Here is a 17,985-nt window from a genome sequence, read left to right as displayed (position 1 = left end):
GTATTAATTCTTTTGTCCAAAAAGGTCTTTGTGGGTCACATGAATTTAATATGAACAACTCATCATTTAGACCGTCCAATGATTTGTGAACAAGCTCATGAATAGGCAAAAAGCTGTTGTCCACCTCATGAAAGCTGTCACGAGTTACTTGCACGTTTTTGTCATTTGTCTCAATAACTATTTCCAAATCACCCTTTAGAATGGGGTAAAAATATTCTTCTGTAATTGCGTCTTGGATACTTTCAAAGGTTATATCTTCATCTATATAAGGAACTACAACTGAAAGACCAGCCTCATTTTTTCGCGAGACACTAAAATCCATGGAGAATTGGTCGATTATGCCTTGGTCAGATATTGGGAGTGTGAAACCATCACCTAAGCCAAAATAGCCATCTGGCGAATAGAAATCATTTCCAACCATGCGGGATCTCAACACAGCACATCCCATAAGTAATTTTTGATTATCATCTTTTCTTACAGTCAAGCCCCAAAAAGTTTTCAATCTACTTACATCGGCAAAAACATGTTTACCTACTCCCCATCGTCCTCCATCACCATCTCCTTTACCAGAACGCCCCTCTGCACGGAAAAAATAAAAAAACGGGTTCTTGATATTTTCAATATCATAAGCTTGCGTTACATCTCCTTGCAACCCTGTAGTCCCGAAATCCTCAAAAACCAGGTAAGAAATTGTGTCTGTTGGATTTGGCTGGTTCTCTAGTTTGTGGTCTGCCTCATAATGTTCCCATGCGCCATGAAACCAGTGCTTTGCCGAATCAGCCTTGGCTATTTTTCCAAGAAAGATTCTCACCTTTAACGGCTTATCTTTGTTGGGTCGCGCATCTAAAGAATTTTGTATTGCTTCTCTAATAAGTGCTTGAGCAGGCTTATCAATTGCATCGACAGAAAAGAACTCTCCTACCATCGCGTCACGAATTTTCATGCCAGCAGGATATTTTATAAAATTCCATTTCATATATTTATCTCCTCCTTACACCCACGAAATCTTGATCTCACCATCTAGCGGCTTAAATTCATTATCCCCTGTAACCAAATCCGCCTTCTTGATTTTTGCCAGTGCAGCAGCAAAAGCATCGGCATAAGACATTTTGTGTTGCGATTTGAAGCGTGCCGCTTCCTGTGTTAATTCCCAATCGGCATCTTCAAATTGAATCCGTAAATCACGCAGGGATTTCACACTGGCATTGGCTTCCTCTTCTGAGATTTCTCGCGCCAGCGTATACCAAACTTCGCCCACGTTGACCACGCTCATGTAAATCGGAATTTGTTCTTCGTGTGCTGTGGCAATCAAATCCTCAACCTGCTCTCCCGATGGCTCATCCTCAAGGTAGGCAATCACCGCCCAGGTATCCAACACGTATGCTTTTGCCTTCTTTGCCATATTACAACTCCCTTTCGCGTTTCTTCTCCGCCATCAAAGCTTTCATCAATCCTTTCCCCTTATACTTTCCGCGCAAAGAACGAACATACTCGCGGGTGACAGGGGTGAGAATGATCTGCTTCGTTACGGTATTCACGTCAATTTGAAGATAGGTTCCATCCTTGATTCCCAATTGCTTGCGAATCTTGGAAGGAATGACAACCTGCCCCTTTGAAGTGGCAACAGTTTCCATTACTTACTCTCCTTTCAGAAATCACAATAAGATTCTACCATAAGCAAAAAAGTAAGTCAATATGAAAGTTTCCTACTTTTTACCGGGACGAGTCCGCTTGAGCGGGCTTCGTAAAAATAGCACGGGGGTTCATCCCCGTGCGGGCTAACAGCCTGAAACAATGCTTCTCGAAACCGAATCAACCCTCGGCTGAGTCCGCGCCGCACTGACGACTGAAGGGAGTGTCGAAGTGAAGCGGTGCGGTCAAAATGCATAGCAGACTCATTGATTGACACTATTTTCCTTTGCGGTATAATCGCCCCGCAGTTAAAAATGGCTCCGTAGCTCAATGGCAGAGCAGTTGCCTCTTAAGCAATTGGTTGAGGGTTCGAATCCCCCCGGAGTCACAACAAAAAACATCCCGAACAGGATGTTTTTTGTTTTTAAACCTTTGTGACCTCACCTGCACTGACGTGCGGCGCAAATGTCGTGTCATTTCGACACGCCCTATCGGGCAGTCAATGCAAGCCTTTGTGTTTAGCCACCAAGTTTTTCCAACACCCACACAATTAACGGAGCGACTGCCAGCGCGGGCAGGAAATTCCCCACGCGGATTTTCTTGATCTCCAAAAGATTGCTGATGGCCAGGCCCAACAAAATGACTCCGCCTGTGGCTGTCATCTCATTCATCATCGCTTCGCTGATGATGGCACTCAACTGCCCAGCTAATAGGCTGATGCCTCCTTGATAAATAAGCACAATGATCGAGGAGAACATCACCCCAACTCCCAGAGTGGATGCAAATGCAATGGACGCAAATCCATCCAGGGTGGATTTCACAGCCAGCAGGTTGTAGTCACCGGTCAAACCATCTTGAATGGAGCCGAGGATTGCCATGGGGCCAATGCAAAAAAGCAGGGAGGAAACCATGAAGCCTCGCACAAATCTTGAGCCTGAATCGGTCTCGGTCTGCTGTGAGAAGCGCTGTTCCAGGGTTCGCCCCAAAGCCTCCAATCCATCCTCTATCTTCCACCATTCGCCCAACAATGCGCCGATCAGCAAGGCTCCCAACACGATCAGTTGGTTTTCGCTTTTGAGGAACATCTGTAATCCCATTGCCGCAGTGAATAAACCCATACCTGCGATAACAGTATTCTTGAATCGTTCAGGGATGCGCGCACCAAAGAGCAAACCAATCGTCCCGCCGATCAATATCGTGGCGATGTTAATAATAGTGCCTGTCATGTTTTGCCTATCTCGTCATTGCGAGCTGCCAGTGCTTTTCTGGCGGCGCGGCAATCTCATTTTTGATGGTGATAATACATCGCTGATCGGGGGATTGCTTCGGCGGACAAGCACCGCCTCGCAATGACGATTAAGGTGGTTTCGCCAGCGAAGTCTTTTTCCCCGCGTTTTGATTCTCAAGGATCTCGAGTACAAAACACAAAGATGACAATCTATTCAGATAGCGCTGCAAGTCCGGGTTGGAAATATTTTCCTCATCGAAGAGATGCACCACGCGCCGTTCTGCGCGGCGGATGATGGCGCGCGCCATCGAAAGTGCCGCACCGCCCAATGTGTCACCGGGCAGGATGAATTCCTTTGGCAACTCGATCATCGCACTGATCTCGTCGGTTTGCTTTTCCAGCCAGCCAACGCGCGACTCATCGATGAAATGAAAACGTTGTGCATTCTCCGGTGTTGCGGCCACCTCCGCCATCAGCTTGTAAAGATCTCGTTGAGCCTCGAGCAGGATCGGGGGAGTCTGCAGCGCGGCGCATTGTGCGCGGGCCAGGCCAAGTGCGGCGGAGGCTTCATCCAAAGCGCCAATGGCTTCCATGCGGATATGATATTTCGGGACGCGGCCCTCGCCAAGCAAGCCTGTTGTGCCGTCGTCGCCTTTTGCGGTATAAAAAGTCATGGGCGCATTATAACCACTTTGTGAATGCCTCGCTTATATGATGCCCACTGGGTATAATTTCCAAATGCTTGTACCCATTCATGAAGAAATGATTCGCGAAACATTAAGCCAGCACTTTAGCCCGCGCGCATTGGAGATCATCATTGCCGCCAACCTCAAACAGGATTCGTGGAGCGGATTGATCGGCCATGATGAGTTTCACTATGATAACAACCTTGATAAGGGCAATCGTTATATCATCGAACAGCGCGGCAATATCATCGCCACCCTGCTGACGCCCGGTATACTTTCTGCATGGATCGCTTTCGGAAGACTGCTCCACACCGCGCAGGATTTTTACTCCCATACAAATTATGTCACCCTGTGGCTGGATGCTCACGCATTTAAGGGCACGCCTCCTCCCCCGCCCGAAATTGATCCTGTTCAAAAGGATTTGCTCCGCAGCCCGGAGCTGCACTCTGGCAAAATTTACCTCCCCATGGATGCAATTTATTTCATCCCGTTTTTGCGCAAGCTCTCCCTGAAACTCCTCCCACGCAATTCACATGGACGCATGAATTTAGATTCGCCGCAGCAAGGCCCCAACTTTGCCTACGCCCGCGCCGCCGCTGCCAAGCGCACCCAGTATGAATTTGAACTTTTACATAAATTACTCACCCCAGAAATGTTTACGCGTTTTGTGGATAATTAACTCAAGTTGCCACTATACTCCCGTTGTGTCATCCTGAGCGTAGCGAAGGATCTCTTACACTATGAGCGAGATCCTTCAGTCGCGAAGAACGCTCCCTCAGGATGACACAAGACTTAATCAAAAAATTTTCAACCAACGATAAAAGGTATAATAAAAATATGGATACAAAAACTCAACTTAATGAATCAATGAAAGACGCTATGAAAAGCGGAGACGAAGTCCGCAAGCGCACGGTGCGCATGGTGCTGGCCGCCATCAAACAAGTGGAAGTGGATAAGCAGGCTCCGCTCGAAGACCTCGCCATTGTGGGCTTGATCCAAAAAGAGATCAAGAACCGCCGCGAAGCGATTGAAGAAGCGAAGAAAGCCAACCGTGCTGACCTTGTCGAAGAGAATGAAGTCGAGATCAAAGTATTGGAGGTCTTTTTACCCAAGGCCATGCCCGCCGAAGAATTGCGCGCACTGGTACAAGCCGCCATCACTGAAACGGGCGCCTCCGCCCCGAGCGATATGGGCAAAGTGATGAAGATCGTCATGCCCAAGGTCGCGGGTCGCGCCCCGAACGACATGATCAGCAGCATGGTGAAAGAACTGCTTACCAAGTAAGGCTTCATCGTGAAGAAACCAGTTCGTTGATTACCCCTTTGCTTCGCGGTTGATTTTTATGAATGTTCGTACCCCCGTTTCCCCTCGAATCCGCATTTTGCAGACCAGCCTGATCCTATTGGTCAGCCTCATCTCTTTTGCTGTGTTGACCCAGCCTATTGGTCTGCGACCCATCCAGCAGGCAGTGGATGTGGGCATCGTAGCCCAGATCACCCTGCAATCTCCGCGTGATATTGAATACGTCAGCGAGATCCGCACGGAGGAAGCAAGGAAAGCCGCAGAAGGCGCAGTGCAACCTGTTTACAGTTCGCCAGACCCTGCCATAGCGCGCCAGCAGATTGACCGCCTGCGCGTTACTCTTCAGAATATTACAGCTGTGCGCAGCAGTACTGAGGCCACCGATGATGAGAAACGATCAAGCATTCTGGCTCTCAGTGATGTGCGGCTAAAACTTGAGACCATAGATTACCTGATCGATATGTCCGATTCACGCTGGGAAATTGTGCAATCGGAGGCCGTGCGTGTACTGGAACAAGTCATGCGCCGTGCAATTTATGAAGACAAAGTGGAAGCGGCACAATCGACCATATCCTCTTCTGTCAGCCTCACACTGAATGAGCAGCAGGTGGCGCTCGTGACCGAACTGGTGACTGCTTTTGTTGTCCCAAACAGTTTTTTCAGCGAGGAATTGACCACCGTTGCAAAACAAACGGCACGAGATGCAGTCGATCCGATCGTGCAGACCTACAAAACGGGGGAGACCATTGTGCCAGTGGGCGAGATCATTACCCCCGCAGATATGGAAGCCTTTGAACAACTGGGCATGATCGGTCCCAGTCAACGTTGGGAGGACATGCTTGGCGCGGCTGCCATCGTTATCCTTTCTGCGGTACTCGTCCCACTTTATTTTTATCGCCGAAAACGTGCGGCTGTCATCAATGACTCGCGCAGTATCCTTGTTATCGCTGTCATCTTCCTCGCATTTTTCATTGGCGCCCGCCTGTTCACAGACCGCACACTTGCGCCGTATGGGTATCCTCTACAGGCTGCGGGATTATTGATCGCCACTTTATTTGGGCTTGAAGTGGGCTTTGTCATTTCAATTCCACTTTGTTTGCTCGCGGCCTATGGCTTATCAAACACGCTTGACCTTGCGCCGTATTATTTGCTTTCGTCGATGATCGGTTTGCTGGCGCTCGGCCCTGCTCGCCGCTTTTGGGGTTTCGCCCGCGCGGGGATTGCCATTGCGCTTTCGGGTTTGGCAACCCTCATCGCATTCCGTTTGCCATTTTACTCACCCGATTGGTTGGGTGCGGTTCAATTCATTGGTGTGGTTGGCTTTGCAGGTTTTGCCGCAGCCAGTATTACCCTTTTACTTCAATATGTGTTTGCCCAATTGCTTGGTCTCACCACTTCCCTGCAATTGCTCGATATATCCCGCCCTGATTCTCCGCTTTTGCAGTTCTTCCTTCGTAATGCGCCTGGTACCTATCAACATAGTTTGCAGGTTGCGAACCTGGCCGAACAAGCCGCAGAGAAGATTGGCGCAGACCCCTTGCTGACACGCGTTGGTGCACAATTTCATGATATTGGCAAAGCGCTTAACCCCACCTACTTCATTGAAAATCAAATACCGGGCAGCGTCAATACACACCAGGATGCCGAACCAGAAGATGTTGCCGCCACTATCATCCGCCATGTGACCGATGGCGTGCAGCTTGCAAAAAAACACCGCCTGCCGCGCCGCCTGCATGACTTTATCCTCGAACACCATGGCACGTTGATCACTCGTTATCAATACAACCAGGCCATGGAAGCCGCAAATGGCGATGTAACCAAAGTGGATATCGAAAAATTCCGTTATCCCGGTCCGCGCCCAGCCTCACGTGAAACTGCGTTGCTCATGCTGGCTGATGCCACTGAAGCCCGCGCCCGTGCTGAGCGCCCCGACAACGAGGATGAATTACGGAAACTGGTACACAGTGTGATCGATACTGTTCAAAAATTCAACCAGCTTGATGACACTCTCTTAACCTTGCGCGACCTCAACCTCATTACTGAATCCTTTGTCACCACTTTGCGCGGTACTTTCCATCCACGCATTCAATATCCCAATGCCAAAGTGCCAGACCAGGATTCGACCATGCTTACCCAAAGAAAAGAACAATGATCTACATTGATAATCAACAGGATTTTTTGGAATCAGCCCTGCTCGAAAGAGCCGCCCGCTTCACACTGGAGACTTCCCCTTTCAGGGATGGTACGACTACGCTCAACCCTGACCTTCAGCCTGATTCCACTGATGCAGACCTTACCATCGTCCTGACGGATGATGCGCAATTGCACGAACTGAATCGCGACTACCTTGGCGTGGACGCGCCCACCGATGTACTCTCCTTCCCCGCTTCTGAGTCGGACCCTGAAACTGGTACAACTTATCTGGGAGATGTCCTCATCTCGATCCCTCGCGCCACACAACAGGCACAGGAGGCAGGTCACCCAGTGGAAGCGGAAGTGCAATTGCTGGTTGTGCACGGCGTATTACATTTACTTGGTTATGACCATGCTGAAGCGGAGGAAAAAGCCCGCATGTGGGCCGAGCAGGCAAAAGTTTTGGAAAGACTCGGGTTGGGTCGCATCAAAATTCAGGATGCGGAGCACGAGTGAAGTCATTTTTTTCATCCCGCATTGAATCTTTCCGTCATGCCTTTCAGGGGTGGCATTATGTTTTACGAACCCAGCGCAATATGTGGATTCACAGCGCCATTGCAGCGGCTGTTTTTGTCATTGGGCTTTGGCTGAAAATTCCGCCGCGTGATTGGGCGGTGATCATCCTCACGGCGGCGCTGGTGTTCACTGCTGAATTTATCAACACCTCGATTGAAGTCACCCTTGACCTCGCCAGCCCGGACTCACACCCGCTTGCAAAGATCGGCAAGGACGTGGGTGCCGGGGCAGTGCTGGTCTCTGCCTTTGCAGCCATCCTGATCGGCCTGTTATTACTCGGCCCCCAACTCTGGCAAAAACTCACCACGCTCATCCCTGCCAACTGATCACTGCTCATTAATTACTTTTTACTCATTACTCGTCTCTTAACCCCACACAGGAGCTTCCTCATGTCTTTATCTTTCAAATTCGGCACAGTTGGTTCACCGACAGGCACACCTAAGAAACCAGGCGGCTCGGTGGGTGCGATTGAATTCAGCAAGTCCATTGGGCTGGAGGCATTTGAACTCGGTTGGGTGCAATCAGTACGTGTGACCGAGGCGACTTGCGAATTAATTAAAGCAGCAGGCGAGGCGCAGGCTGTTTCATTGAGCGTGCACGCACCATATTTTATTAACCTGAATGGGACTGAAGAGGAATGGCCCAAGTCTCGCAAGCGCTTAATGGACGCGGCTCATTACGGTTACTTGGCTGGCGCAACGGATATTATCTTTCATCCAGGGTCGTATTTTATGAATGACCCTCTTGAGGTATTGAAGGTTGCCGTTCCGCGTTTGGAAGGATGTATCAAGGAATTGCAAAAGAACGGTGATAAGGTAACCATCCGCCCGGAGACGATGGGGAAATCAGCCATGTTGGGTTCCTTTGAAGATACCCTCGCCATGAGCAAAGCCATGGACATGGTTCAGCCTTGCCTCGACTTCGCTCATCTTCACGCCCGCCCCGGTGACGGCTCGCTGAATACCTACGATGAATGGTCTCGCATGTTGGAGAAATATGGCAAAGAATTGGGCTCAAAATCATTGAAGAACTTGCATATCCACCTCTCTGGCATTGAGTATGGCCCTAAGGGTGAGAAGAATCACCTCACCCTCGCCGATGCGGACCTGGATTTGAAAGCCCTCTTCAAAGCCCTGAATAAATTCGGCTGTGCAGGCCGCATTCTATGTGAAAGCCCCATCATGGAAGAGGATGCGTTGAATATGAAGAAGGCCTGGATGAAAGTAAGTGGGGAGAAAGCCTGAATTCACATCAAGAAAGGATCTTAGTTGTTCAGCCTTAAAAACTTTAGCCACGGATTTCACGAATGAACACGGATTTTTGTCCGTGAAAATTCGTGAAATCCGTGGCTTGTTTTAGGTTTGGATTCTGCCTATAGTCTGGCCACCAGCCCAAAGTCAGCGGGGAGAAGCGAGAACATGTGGGCATCATAAATTGCTGTTCCCACTGTCATTCTGTTTAATAAAACGCCCTCATAATGTGCGTCGATCTTTTCCGCAACGCGTCTGCTGGCTGTATTCCCAGCGGCAATGACGATTTCCGCGCGGATCAGGTTCACTTTTTCAAATGCAAATTTCGCGATCAGTTTGGCAGCGCGCCCTGCAATCCCCTGGCCGTGACGTGAAGTCCGCACCCAGTAGCCAAGGTTGCAAAATTTGTAGACGGGATGAATGTGACTCAATCCGCATCCGCCCACGAGTTCATTGGTTTGTGCATCCAGGATGGCGAAGGAATACATGCCGCCATTTGCCCATTGTGCGCGTGTGACCGTGATGAAGTTGCTGGCTGTTTCCAATGAGTATTTCTCATTTGCCCAGGACATCCACGGGCTGAGTTCGGTCAGAGATTCTTTAACTGCAAGATGCAGTGCCTTTTCCTCCCCAAATTCAAATGGACGTACAGTGATGGCGCCATCCGTGAGTTTTACAAATGGAAACATGATTCCTCGTTGTGTCACCCTGAGCGGAGCGAAGGGTTTCTACTCTCGAAAGTATGAGACTCTTCGGTCGCGAAAAAACGCTCCCTCAGAGTGACATGTAATGATTAAATAAAAAAACAGAGACACATCCTCACCGAGTTTGTCATCTCTGTGTCTCCATTGTACAGTCGTTTAAAACTTAATTGGAAATGTATTCTCTCAAACTATGTTCCACTGCGTAAGCTGCTGCTTCAGCGCGGTTATTCACACTCAATTTGGAGAGAATGCTCGAAACGTAATTCCTAACCGTACCTTCGCCAAGGAATAAGCTCTTGGCGATCTCGCGATTGGTCTTGCCTTCAGAGACCAGTAAAAGCACATGCTTTTCCTGCTGACTCAAATGGGCGAAAGCCGAAGCCTCCTCCTCTTTGACAGCGCGGCGCACTTCCTGGAATACGCGCTGTGTGACTGCGGGGTCGAGCAGCGCTTCACCGCGCCCAACAGATTCAATCGCCTTAACCAGATCCTCGCTCCCGATCTGCTTGAGGATATATCCCGAAGCTCCCGCGCGGATCGCAGAAAACAGCATCTCATCCTCAGCATAGGAAGTGAGCATGATCACTTTTGTGTTTGGGAATTGAGCCACGATCTGCTCGCAAGCCTCGATTCCCGAAGTGCCAGGCAGGCGAATATCCATGACGACAACATCAGGTTTTAATGAAGCCGTTTGTTCGAGCGCCTCACGAGCTGAGCCAGCTTCTCCAACTACATCGAACTGCGGGTGGCGGTCCAGTAAGGATTTCAAGCCGAGCCGTACCACCTCGTGATCGTCTACCAGGATAATTCGTTGCTTTTTCATGTGTCTATTTTACCTCAGGAATATGCAGAAGACGGGCAAAATTCACTAGATTTCCGCTTTTTTAATCTGAAAAAATTCTTCTTAACACGAAGAGCACAAAGTACACAAAGGAATTCTTAAGGGTCTTCTCGAAAATATTGAACTTCCGTGTGAACAACCCTTAAAATTCTTAGCGGTCTTACCGTACTGGCGCACGGCGTAGTGTTTCGTGCTTCGCGGTAAATTAAACTTTTTGCAGTGCAGTCTACTTATTTTTCAGTGTCAGCAGATGCTCCTCGATATGAGCCAGGCTGCGTTCCACCCAGAATTGCAGAGTCAACCCTTCGCCCATCGTTTTGTGGCTGCTCACACGAGACCAGGCCTCCTGCGGCATGGTTTGCAGAGTATTGCAAAGGTCGGTCACATTTGCAGAAAAATCGGTCAAAATACTTTCGAGCGGTTCATCCTTGTTGTAATGAGTCTCCATCCAGGAGTCCGCGTCAAACCCTTTGAAATCAGGGTCCTCCACATTCAGCGTTTGCAGGATGCGCGCACCGTACACCAACTTATCCACATCACGCGCATGTGACGCGATCTGATGCACGGTCCATTCGTCTTCCACTTTCGTAAATGGGTCTTCGAACGCCTTGCAAGCGACCCGAAATTCCTGCGCCGCTTCTGCCAGCCTTGCGATCATCTTTACACGATATTCAAGCAGTTCCTTCATTTTGCCTCCAACAAAGAAATTATATGTTTGACTACATCTTTGGAATTTTCAACTGCATACACACGCACACCATGCGGACTTAATTCCTGATCTGCCTGACGGGATAACTCAGCCAACCCCGCCTTGCTGGATAGATAAGCCCCCGCCTCTTTTTCCCCGCCCTCACCTACTCCTGCGACGATATTCAGAATCACCCCGTTACCTTTTGCCTTCATAATACGCCCTACTGATTGGATCATCAAGAACGCACCCGTCAGGTTTACATCCAAAGTGCGATGCCAATCCCATTCGTCCATATTCAGCAAGGGTGTATGCGGTTCCACTGCCGCATGATTGATTAAAATGTTAATCCCGCCGAGCTCATCTTCCACATCCTTGACCAAAGCCTGCGCCCCAACTTTTTTGGCAACATCTTCAACATAAGCTTTGGCTTTTCCGCCGCGAGCACTGATCCCATCCACAACCTGCTCCACGTTGATGGGGGATATATCATTAGCAGCCACATTTGCGCCATGTTCAGCCAAAGCTTCTGCCAGCAAGCGCCCCACACCCTTACCTGCGCCAGTGATGAGGATGGTTTTGTTTTTTAAGTCCATATGTATATTCTCGCTGATGTGTCACTCTCCCGAAGGACACACCGTACTTGGGTTCGGTGCAAGTGTCGGGACGATGTGAGCGACAGCGAAAGGTCTCTTACTGCAACTTACGAGACTCTTCGGTCGCGAAAAACGCTCCCTCAGAGTGACACAACTTTTTATTGACAAAACGGTATCGTATCCGTGTTTGAATTGGCATTCAATGGCATACCGAAATATGGCGAGGGATCATAGGTGTTTTTAATTTCCAGTTCATTCTTGAAATTTCCCAAGCCATCATCCTCCACAATTGAAATATGCAAGTGAAGGCCGGCAGGGTTGTTCGTATCACCGGAGTAATTCCCTTGATAGCCCAGCAATGTACCAGCTTCCACGTATACCTCTTTGGTTCCTGCTGGGAACTCAGAGGAGACAAAGGAATTTCCCTGCACATCTGCCATGTGAGTATAGTACACCCAGATCTGACGTGAAGGCTCCAGCGGATCCCTTGGCACGCGGATGATGACTGTCGATATCCAATCTGCCTGGCGGGTGAGGTAGCCGGGGTAAGCCGCTACGATGGGCGTGATGCCCACCTCCGTCCCTGAGAAAATGTCCACCCCGGCGTGGCGGTGACCGGGGCGGAAAGAATCGTCCCAGATAAACCCGATCAAGCCATCGGTGGGGAAAATGAACGGAGCCTCGCCGCATCTGGTTCCAGTAGTCATCATCAACTCAGGTTTTGAAGCTTGGTCACGGAACCAATCAAAGACTTGCGCGAGGCGGGCGGTGCTTCTTCCATAGTTAAAGTACAGGTAAATTCCTGCCACCGCAATTGCGACAGGGATTATCAGAATAATAAGTTTTTTGGACATTCAAAACATTATAAATGCTTTGTAAAATTCAGAAACTGCCTCTTGCATTTAATAAGAGAATTCGAGATAATGGTGATGACATTGCAAAACTGCAAACTCGAAAAGGCAAACCCATCGTGAGGTGGGGACGCAAAGTTATGGGTCTTCCAGGTTCCTGCTCAGAATTGGAAGATTGCCAGACCGCCGAAATTTTCCCTGGTGGTTTTTCGTTTTAAAGGAGGCTCCCGCAAAAAATACAGACTAAAGTAACGAAGAAGTTTTGTCCCAAATATTGCCCAACTTAATTTTGAAGAGGAGACAAGATCATGTATCGCAAGGTATCCATCATATTTTCACTGGTACTGGCTCTGGCAGTGGTGTTTTCGGTAGTATCGCCTGCCGTTGCACAACCGAGCATAAAGTCAAATGGGGCCCATGTTGAGAGAAGTGAGAGCGGGGTTTATATTGTTCAAATGATCGATGACCCTGTTGTTGCTTATGAGGGAAACATCAAAGGTCTGAAAGCAACCGCACCGAATAACGGTCAAAAGATTGATAAAAACAGCTCGAATGTAAAAAAATATGTAGCATATCTCGATTCCAAACACGATGCCGCTCTTAGCAAGGTTGGCGGCGGTGAAAAGCTTTATGATTATCATTATAGTTTCAACGGATTTGCGGCAGCATTAACCTATGAGCAGGCCAGCAAGCTGGCTTTTGCCGATGGTGTTGTTGCAGTCAGCCCCGATCAAATGATGCAGGTGGAAACAGTTAGCACGCCTGCTTTCCTTGGGCTTAGTAACCCAGGCGGCTTATGGGATCAACTCGGTGGTGTTGGGAGCGCTGGCGAAGATGTTATCGTCGGTGTTGTTGATACTGGCATCTGGCCAGAAAACCCCAGTTTCTCAGATCAAATCGATCTTTCCGATCAAGCTGGTGAAAGCGGCAAAGACACTGAAGCTTACGGGCCTGCGCCTGCCGGTTGGCAGGGTGATTGTCAGTCTGGTGAGCAGTGGTCGCAAGATGATTGCAACAACAAAATCATCGGTGCGCGCTATTACCTTGCCGGCTTTGGTCACTTCGGCATAGTTCAAGATGACTTCAAATCCGCTCGTGATTATGATGGTCACGGCAGCCACACTGCCAGCACCGCTGCGGGCAATCATGGCGTGACCGCCATTATCGACGGCGTCAATTTAGGCACAATTAGTGGCATGGCGCCGCGCGCTCGCATCGCCGCTTACAAAGTCTGTTGGAATGGTGATGATGGTGGCTGTGTTTCCTCAGACAGCGTTGCCGCCATCGATCAAGCTGTAGCTGATGGCGTAGATGTGATCAACTTCTCCATCAGTGGTTCACGCACCAGCTTCCTCGACCCGGTGGAAGTAGCCTTCCTCTTCGCTGCCCGTGCAGGTGTATTCGTAGCTGCCTCGGCAGGCAATGAGGGTCCTGGTGCAAGCACTGTGGCCCACAACAGCCCATGGCTCACCACCGTAGCGGCTGGAACACATGACCGTTTCTATGAGGGGACTGTGACTCTTGGCAATAGCTCGGTCTACACCGGTGCCTCGGCAACCGCCGGAGTTGGCCCAGCGCCCATTATTAATTCGGATGCTGCTGGTTTGGCGGGCGCTGACCCGGGACAGGTTGCTCTCTGTTACCCGGGAACCCTCGACCCAGCTATCGTAGCGGGCAAAATTGTGGTTTGTGACCGTGGTGTAATTGCACGTGTGGATAAAAGCCTTGCAGTGCAAATTGCTGGTGGCGTGGGCATGGTACTTGTGAATGTCTCACCCAGTTCACTCAATGCTGATATTCACTTTGTCCCAACAGTTCACTTGGCTGATACAGATCGCGCTGCTGTACGTGCATACGCTGCAACACCAGGCGCGACAGCCACTCTAACTGGAGGCACCTTGTCTTCCGTGGTGGCGCCGAATGTGGCCGCCTTCTCGTCTCGCGGTCCGGCCCTCGCCGGCAGTGGCGACTTGCTCAAGCCCGACATTATGGCTCCAGGCGTAGACATCCTTGCGGCATTCTCTCCGGCAGGTGGTGGCCGCGATTGGGATTTCCTGAGTGGTACTTCCATGTCCAGTCCGCATATGGCTGGTATGGGTGCCCTCTTGAAAGACTTGCACCCCACCTGGTCACCCGCAGCCATTAAATCGGCCTTCATGACTACCGCCACTACAGTGCGGAACGACTTTTCTCCTATTCCCGGTACACCATTTGGATATGGAGCAGGACAAGCGGTTCCAAACAACGCCGCTGACCCCGGCTTGGTATATGACGCAGGCTTCAACGATTGGCGTAACTTCCTTAAGGGTCAGGGTCTCTGTAACTTCTGTTTTGGCGCTACTGCTGCAACGGCTATTGATGCAAGCGACCTTAACTATCCGTCTATAGCCATTGGCGCGTTGGCTGGTGTACAAACTGTGACTCGCACTGTCACCAATGTCGGCCCGACAGCTACATACAATGTAAGCGTTGTCGCTCCGGCAGGCATCGATGTAGTGGTAAGCCCCTCTTCCTTCAGTTTAGCTTCGGGTGCAACGCAGACATATACTGTTACCTTCACCACCCTCGGTTCTGCTGTACTTAATAGCTATACATTCGGCTCGCTGACCTGGTCGGATGGCGTGCACAATGTCACCAGTCCGTTAGTGATTCGCCCGGTCGCACTATCGGCCCCAACGCAAGTCTCCGGTACTGGCGGCGCGATTAACTACAATGTAACCTTTGGTTACACTGGCGCTTTCACTGCAACCGCACGCGGATTGATTCCAGCGACTACGATAGCTGATACTGTTGTTGATGATCCAACCAACAACTTTGTAGTTGGCGGCCCTGGCACCAAAAGCTACGCTGTCGTCGTCCCTGCTGGCACAACCTATGCACGCTTCTCGCTGTTTGATGCGAATGTAAGCCCAGCCAGTGATATTGACCTCTATGTTTACAATAGTGGAGGTACACTTGTTGGCGCAAGCGGCAGCGGAACCTCGAACGAAGAGGTCAACCTTCTGAATCCAGCGGCTGACACATACACCGTTTGGGTGCATGGCTGGCAAACGGGTGGGCCTTCGGCCAACTTCACTCTGTTCCACTGGGTACTAGGTATCGCGGATGCTGGTAATATGATAGTAACTGCCCCAGCCTCTGCTACAACTGGTGCTACTGGTGTCATCAACTTGACGTTCAGTGGTCTAACCCCTGGTGTCAAGTACTTGGGTTCTGTGGTTTACAGTGGCGCGGCCGGATTACCCAACCCGACCATTGTTCGTGTTAATCCGTAATATCGTTCAAGTTCGTTCGATAAGTTAGAAAACAGGCTGGCGGAATTTTCCGCCAGCCTGTTCTATTTTATGGGATTAAGAATTTTCTATGTATCACCTGGCATACCTTCAACAGGTGGAAGCGGATTTTCACAATAAGTTAACGATCTATCTTTCCCTGCATGGTATTCATAATTGTGTGAATCGTATTTCAGTTTGATCAGATACCCAGGCGTTAGGGCCTGGGTATACAACATGCCGGGCTGTGGACAGCCTAAACTTCCATCAGGCCAGACGACCTCTTTTGCTTCCACAAGAGTAATATCACCTGCCGGGATAGACAAGCGCTGCGCCAGATTTGCCTTTGCTGTTTCAACCAAGGCTGCCAGGCTGGAGGATGAAGGTGTTGGTAAAAGAGGATTCATTTGTGTATTATCTCCATGGGTTGGCTGTGCAGGAGTAGGGGTTGAAGGAAGTTTGCTAGTTGGGTTGGGCAAAACCAAGCTTGGGGATTCTGCCACATCTGTTTGAGAGGGTATACAACCTGTTAGTGTGAATGCCAGCAAAAGTATAAGCGAAGCCCATCGAATTTTCATGGTATGTCACCTTTCTACTATAGGGAATATAGTACCCAATATTTATTAAGGAATCGGATAAACACGGTTGATTTTCGGGTTAAATTGTTATAAGATTAATTCAGATAGTATTACTTTTTCAACTCGAAAAGGCAAACCCACTGTGAAGTGGGGACGCAAAGTTATGGGTCTGAAAGAATTTTTTCAGATTGCCAGGCTGCCGAAGGAATGTATGAGACCTTCTGCAGTCTTTTTTGCAGGAGGAATAATTGAAAGGAGAGAATCCAAACTGACACCTTCTTGTAATTGGTATCTATTTTTTCCCAAACCAAAAAGTCAAAGGAGAAAGATAGCATGAACAGAAAGCTGATTATTGCTCTGTTTTCAGTACTTGTGATATTGGCCGTGGCTGTCAGCCCGGTGGGGGCGGTGACTGATGGGGAACCCGATGGCAATGGCCATCCGTATGTGGGCTTGATGGTAGCCCAGGATGCCGATGGCAACCCCTTGTGGCGTTGCAGCGGTACACTGCTAAACTCAAGAATCTTCCTTACAGCTGGGCACTGCACCGAAAGCCCTGCCGCCCATGCCGAAATCTGGTTTGCTTCCGATGTTGAATCCGGCATTCCGGGCAATGGATATCCTTTCGACGGCGATGTTGGCGGTACTACGTACACACATCCCAATTACAATCCAAATGCGTTTTATCTTTTCGACTTGGGCGTGGTTGTGCTGGATAAACCGATGAAGATGAAGAAATACGGCGCTTTGCCGGGATTGAATTCATTGGATGCTCTTAGCCCAAGCGCAGATACGATCTTTACAGCAGTCGGTTATGGCCTTCAGAAAGCCTTCCCAACCGCAACAGACTGGAAGGAAAGCCGCCAGAGGGTTCGCATGGTTGCGTATCCACACCTGGTCCAAATCAACACAGGATTTACCGGAGATGGGTCACTGGTATTGTCCAATAACACAAATACCGGCGGCACCTGCTTTGGTGACTCTGGCGGACCAAACTTCGTTGGTTATTCCAATGTCGTTGGTGGCGTCACCTCTTTTGGCTTGAATAGCACCTGTGCCGGCACCGGCGGCGTGTATCGTGTGGATCGACAGGATGATCTGGATTGGCTGGCCACCTTTGGTGTATATCCCTAAGACCTAGATTCTCGATACTATAAAATTAATTTAATCCCCTGCAGAATATTCTGCAGGGGATTTCTTACAAAAATTCTATCAATCATTATCCATTTTCTTACACTCTCCATTTAATATTGGCACATCAACATCAAACTATAGGAGATAAAAGAAAATGACACTCTATATTCAACCTTATCCGTTTCGTCGTATGGCTCGCCGCTGGGCGGAGCAGCCACAGCATCGTTCACTGGGCGTGAACATCCGTGAAGAAGAGGATGCTTACATCCTTTCGGCCCTTGTACCGGGATTAAAAGCTGAAGACTTGAACATTCAAGTGCTCGAGAATGTTGTCAGCATTGAAGGCGAGTACCAGGCTGAAGAGGCGGAATTCCTTCTGAACGAACTTCCAAGTGGTTCTTTCCGCCGCACTCTGCGTATGCCGACCGAAATTGAGGCTGAAAAGGTTGAGGCGAAGATCAATGATGGCGTATTAATGCTGACCCTGCCCAAAGCGGAGTCTGCCCGCCTGAAG

At 49.5% G+C, this 17,985-nt stretch carries 19 protein-coding genes, 1 tRNA gene, 1 pseudogene and 2 riboswitches; of the genes and pseudogenes, 10 read left to right on the top strand and 11 right to left on the bottom strand.

Translation table 11 applies throughout. The annotated features are described in order from the left end of the window. The 3 genes and pseudogenes from AC14M5_RS12780 to AC14M5_RS12770 form a co-directional block, all read right to left on the bottom strand. Nucleotides 1–976 (bottom strand): annotated as a pseudogene (locus tag AC14M5_RS12780) (hypothetical protein); the annotation flags it as partial. Nucleotides 977–991: 15 nt separating this feature from the next. After that, nucleotides 992–1,402: a PIN domain-containing protein gene (locus tag AC14M5_RS12775; RefSeq protein ID WP_484030056.1), complete on the bottom strand. Its 411-nt coding sequence runs from the start codon at nt 1,400–1,402 to the stop codon at nt 992–994. A 1-nt stretch (nt 1,403) separates the two neighbouring features. Continuing rightward, the gene (locus AC14M5_RS12770) at nt 1,404–1,634 is read right to left on the bottom strand and encodes an AbrB/MazE/SpoVT family DNA-binding domain-containing protein (RefSeq protein ID WP_484030055.1); all 231 of its coding nucleotides are present in this window, start codon (nt 1,632–1,634) and stop codon (nt 1,404–1,406) included. A 314-nt stretch (nt 1,635–1,948) separates the two neighbouring features. Between AC14M5_RS12770 and AC14M5_RS12765 the strand changes: the two genes are divergently transcribed. After that, a tRNA-Lys gene (locus AC14M5_RS12765) sits at nt 1,949–2,020 on the top strand. Between the two features lie 130 nt (nt 2,021–2,150). Here AC14M5_RS12765 and AC14M5_RS12760 read toward each other — a convergent pair. After that, a complete protein-coding gene (locus tag AC14M5_RS12760) occupies nt 2,151–2,858 on the bottom strand; it encodes a DUF554 domain-containing protein (RefSeq protein WP_484030054.1) in 708 nt (235 codons plus the stop codon). A 130-nt stretch (nt 2,859–2,988) separates the two neighbouring features. Then, nucleotides 2,989–3,534, bottom strand: coding sequence for a cob(I)yrinic acid a,c-diamide adenosyltransferase (locus AC14M5_RS12755; RefSeq protein WP_484030053.1), 546 nt, complete (start codon nt 3,532–3,534; stop codon nt 2,989–2,991). Between the two features lie 64 nt (nt 3,535–3,598). On the opposite strand from AC14M5_RS12755, the gene AC14M5_RS12750 reads away from it, so the two are divergent. The 6 genes from AC14M5_RS12750 to AC14M5_RS12725 all read left to right on the top strand — a co-directional run bounded on the left by AC14M5_RS12750 (nt 3,599) and on the right by AC14M5_RS12725 (nt 8,801). Then, nucleotides 3,599–4,225, top strand: coding sequence for a hypothetical protein (locus AC14M5_RS12750; RefSeq protein WP_484030052.1), 627 nt, complete (start codon nt 3,599–3,601; stop codon nt 4,223–4,225). A gap of 158 nt (nt 4,226–4,383) precedes the next feature. Beyond that, nucleotides 4,384–4,830 (top strand): GatB/YqeY domain-containing protein, encoded by a 447-nt coding sequence (locus tag AC14M5_RS12745; protein ID WP_484030051.1) that lies wholly within the window; start codon nt 4,384–4,386, stop codon nt 4,828–4,830. A gap of 58 nt (nt 4,831–4,888) precedes the next feature. Then, complete coding sequence (locus AC14M5_RS12740; RefSeq protein ID WP_484030050.1) at nt 4,889–7,000, top strand: HD family phosphohydrolase; 2,112 nt, start codon at nt 4,889–4,891, stop codon at nt 6,998–7,000. Further along, complete coding sequence (gene ybeY, locus AC14M5_RS12735) at nt 6,997–7,497, top strand: rRNA maturation RNase YbeY (RefSeq protein WP_484030049.1); 501 nt, start codon at nt 6,997–6,999, stop codon at nt 7,495–7,497. The genes AC14M5_RS12740 and ybeY overlap by 4 nt, the downstream gene beginning before the upstream one ends. After that, entirely contained in the window at nt 7,494–7,883 is a 390-nt protein-coding gene (locus AC14M5_RS12730) for a diacylglycerol kinase family protein (RefSeq protein ID WP_484030048.1), read from the top strand. The genes ybeY and AC14M5_RS12730 overlap by 4 nt, the downstream gene beginning before the upstream one ends. A gap of 63 nt (nt 7,884–7,946) precedes the next feature. Beyond that, nucleotides 7,947–8,801, top strand: coding sequence for a TIM barrel protein (locus AC14M5_RS12725; RefSeq protein WP_484030047.1), 855 nt, complete (start codon nt 7,947–7,949; stop codon nt 8,799–8,801). 128 nt (nt 8,802–8,929) lie between these two features. Here the strand turns inward: AC14M5_RS12725 and AC14M5_RS12720 are convergent, their stop codons facing one another. From AC14M5_RS12720 to AC14M5_RS12700, 5 genes are all read right to left on the bottom strand, one after another. Beyond that, nucleotides 8,930–9,496, bottom strand: coding sequence for a GNAT family N-acetyltransferase (locus AC14M5_RS12720; protein WP_484030046.1), 567 nt, complete (start codon nt 9,494–9,496; stop codon nt 8,930–8,932). A 178-nt stretch (nt 9,497–9,674) separates the two neighbouring features. Then, complete coding sequence (locus AC14M5_RS12715) at nt 9,675–10,334, bottom strand: response regulator transcription factor (RefSeq protein ID WP_484030045.1); 660 nt, start codon at nt 10,332–10,334, stop codon at nt 9,675–9,677. 244 nt (nt 10,335–10,578) lie between these two features. Next, nucleotides 10,579–11,040 (bottom strand): DinB family protein, encoded by a 462-nt coding sequence (locus AC14M5_RS12710; protein ID WP_484030044.1) that lies wholly within the window; start codon nt 11,038–11,040, stop codon nt 10,579–10,581. Continuing rightward, on the bottom strand, nt 11,037–11,636 hold the full coding sequence (locus AC14M5_RS12705; protein WP_484030043.1) for an SDR family NAD(P)-dependent oxidoreductase: 600 nt from the start codon (nt 11,634–11,636) through the stop codon (nt 11,037–11,039). The genes AC14M5_RS12710 and AC14M5_RS12705 overlap by 4 nt, the downstream gene beginning before the upstream one ends. 158 nt (nt 11,637–11,794) lie before the next feature. Then, a complete protein-coding gene (locus tag AC14M5_RS12700) occupies nt 11,795–12,490 on the bottom strand; it encodes a M23 family metallopeptidase (protein WP_484030042.1) in 696 nt (231 codons plus the stop codon). A gap of 94 nt (nt 12,491–12,584) precedes the next feature. After that, nucleotides 12,585–12,678, top strand: a riboswitch (cyclic di-GMP riboswitch). Nucleotides 12,679–12,795: 117 nt separating this feature from the next. Here AC14M5_RS12700 and AC14M5_RS12695 point away from each other — a divergent pair. Beyond that, on the top strand, nt 12,796–15,762 hold the full coding sequence (locus AC14M5_RS12695; RefSeq protein WP_484030041.1) for a S8 family peptidase: 2,967 nt from the start codon (nt 12,796–12,798) through the stop codon (nt 15,760–15,762). An 86-nt stretch (nt 15,763–15,848) separates the two neighbouring features. Here AC14M5_RS12695 and AC14M5_RS12690 read toward each other — a convergent pair whose 3' ends face one another. After that, complete coding sequence (locus AC14M5_RS12690; RefSeq protein ID WP_484030040.1) at nt 15,849–16,337, bottom strand: hypothetical protein; 489 nt, start codon at nt 16,335–16,337, stop codon at nt 15,849–15,851. A 120-nt stretch (nt 16,338–16,457) separates the two neighbouring features. Further along, nucleotides 16,458–16,541: riboswitch (cyclic di-GMP riboswitch) on the top strand. Between the two features lie 129 nt (nt 16,542–16,670). Here AC14M5_RS12690 and AC14M5_RS12685 point away from each other — a divergent pair. Together AC14M5_RS12685 and AC14M5_RS12680 are read left to right on the top strand one after the other, a co-directional pair. Further along, nucleotides 16,671–17,471: a S1 family peptidase gene (locus AC14M5_RS12685; protein ID WP_484030039.1), complete on the top strand. Its 801-nt coding sequence runs from the start codon at nt 16,671–16,673 to the stop codon at nt 17,469–17,471. 154 nt (nt 17,472–17,625) lie between these two features. After that, nucleotides 17,626–17,985, top strand: a 360-nt coding sequence (locus AC14M5_RS12680; RefSeq protein WP_484030038.1) for an Hsp20/alpha crystallin family protein, incomplete at its 3' end; no start/stop codon positions are given.

The organism is Candidatus Villigracilis sp. (assembly GCF_057083605.1).
The sequence above is the reverse complement of the archived record's forward strand: the minus strand, read 5'-3'. Positions and strand labels throughout refer to the sequence as shown.

Excerpts from the sequence above, each read along its gene's own strand:
- AC14M5_RS12685 (WP_484030039.1), top strand. The coding sequence starts at position 16,671 with ATGAACAGAAAGCTGATTATTGCTCTGTTTTCAGTACTTGTGATATTG.
- AC14M5_RS12750 (WP_484030052.1), top strand. The coding sequence starts at position 3,599 with ATGCTTGTACCCATTCATGAAGAAATGATTCGCGAAACATTAAGCCAG.
- AC14M5_RS12755 (WP_484030053.1), bottom strand. The coding sequence starts at position 3,534 with ATGACTTTTTATACCGCAAAAGGCGACGACGGCACAACAGGCTTGCTT.
- AC14M5_RS12760 (WP_484030054.1), bottom strand. The coding sequence starts at position 2,858 with ATGACAGGCACTATTATTAACATCGCCACGATATTGATCGGCGGGACG.
- AC14M5_RS12720 (WP_484030046.1), bottom strand. The coding sequence starts at position 9,496 with ATGTTTCCATTTGTAAAACTCACGGATGGCGCCATCACTGTACGTCCA.
- AC14M5_RS12770 (WP_484030055.1), bottom strand. The coding sequence starts at position 1,634 with ATGGAAACTGTTGCCACTTCAAAGGGGCAGGTTGTCATTCCTTCCAAG.
- AC14M5_RS12700 (WP_484030042.1), bottom strand. The coding sequence starts at position 12,490 with ATGTCCAAAAAACTTATTATTCTGATAATCCCTGTCGCAATTGCGGTG.
- AC14M5_RS12775 (WP_484030056.1), bottom strand. The coding sequence starts at position 1,402 with ATGGCAAAGAAGGCAAAAGCATACGTGTTGGATACCTGGGCGGTGATT.
- AC14M5_RS12725 (WP_484030047.1), top strand. The coding sequence starts at position 7,947 with ATGTCTTTATCTTTCAAATTCGGCACAGTTGGTTCACCGACAGGCACA.
- AC14M5_RS12710 (WP_484030044.1), bottom strand. The coding sequence starts at position 11,040 with ATGAAGGAACTGCTTGAATATCGTGTAAAGATGATCGCAAGGCTGGCA.
- AC14M5_RS12705 (WP_484030043.1), bottom strand. The coding sequence starts at position 11,636 with ATGGACTTAAAAAACAAAACCATCCTCATCACTGGCGCAGGTAAGGGT.
- AC14M5_RS12690 (WP_484030040.1), bottom strand. The coding sequence starts at position 16,337 with ATGAAAATTCGATGGGCTTCGCTTATACTTTTGCTGGCATTCACACTA.
- AC14M5_RS12740 (WP_484030050.1), top strand. The coding sequence starts at position 4,889 with ATGAATGTTCGTACCCCCGTTTCCCCTCGAATCCGCATTTTGCAGACC.
- AC14M5_RS12715 (WP_484030045.1), bottom strand. The coding sequence starts at position 10,334 with ATGAAAAAGCAACGAATTATCCTGGTAGACGATCACGAGGTGGTACGG.
- ybeY (WP_484030049.1), top strand. The coding sequence starts at position 6,997 with ATGATCTACATTGATAATCAACAGGATTTTTTGGAATCAGCCCTGCTC.
- AC14M5_RS12695 (WP_484030041.1), top strand. The coding sequence starts at position 12,796 with ATGTATCGCAAGGTATCCATCATATTTTCACTGGTACTGGCTCTGGCA.
- AC14M5_RS12745 (WP_484030051.1), top strand. The coding sequence starts at position 4,384 with ATGGATACAAAAACTCAACTTAATGAATCAATGAAAGACGCTATGAAA.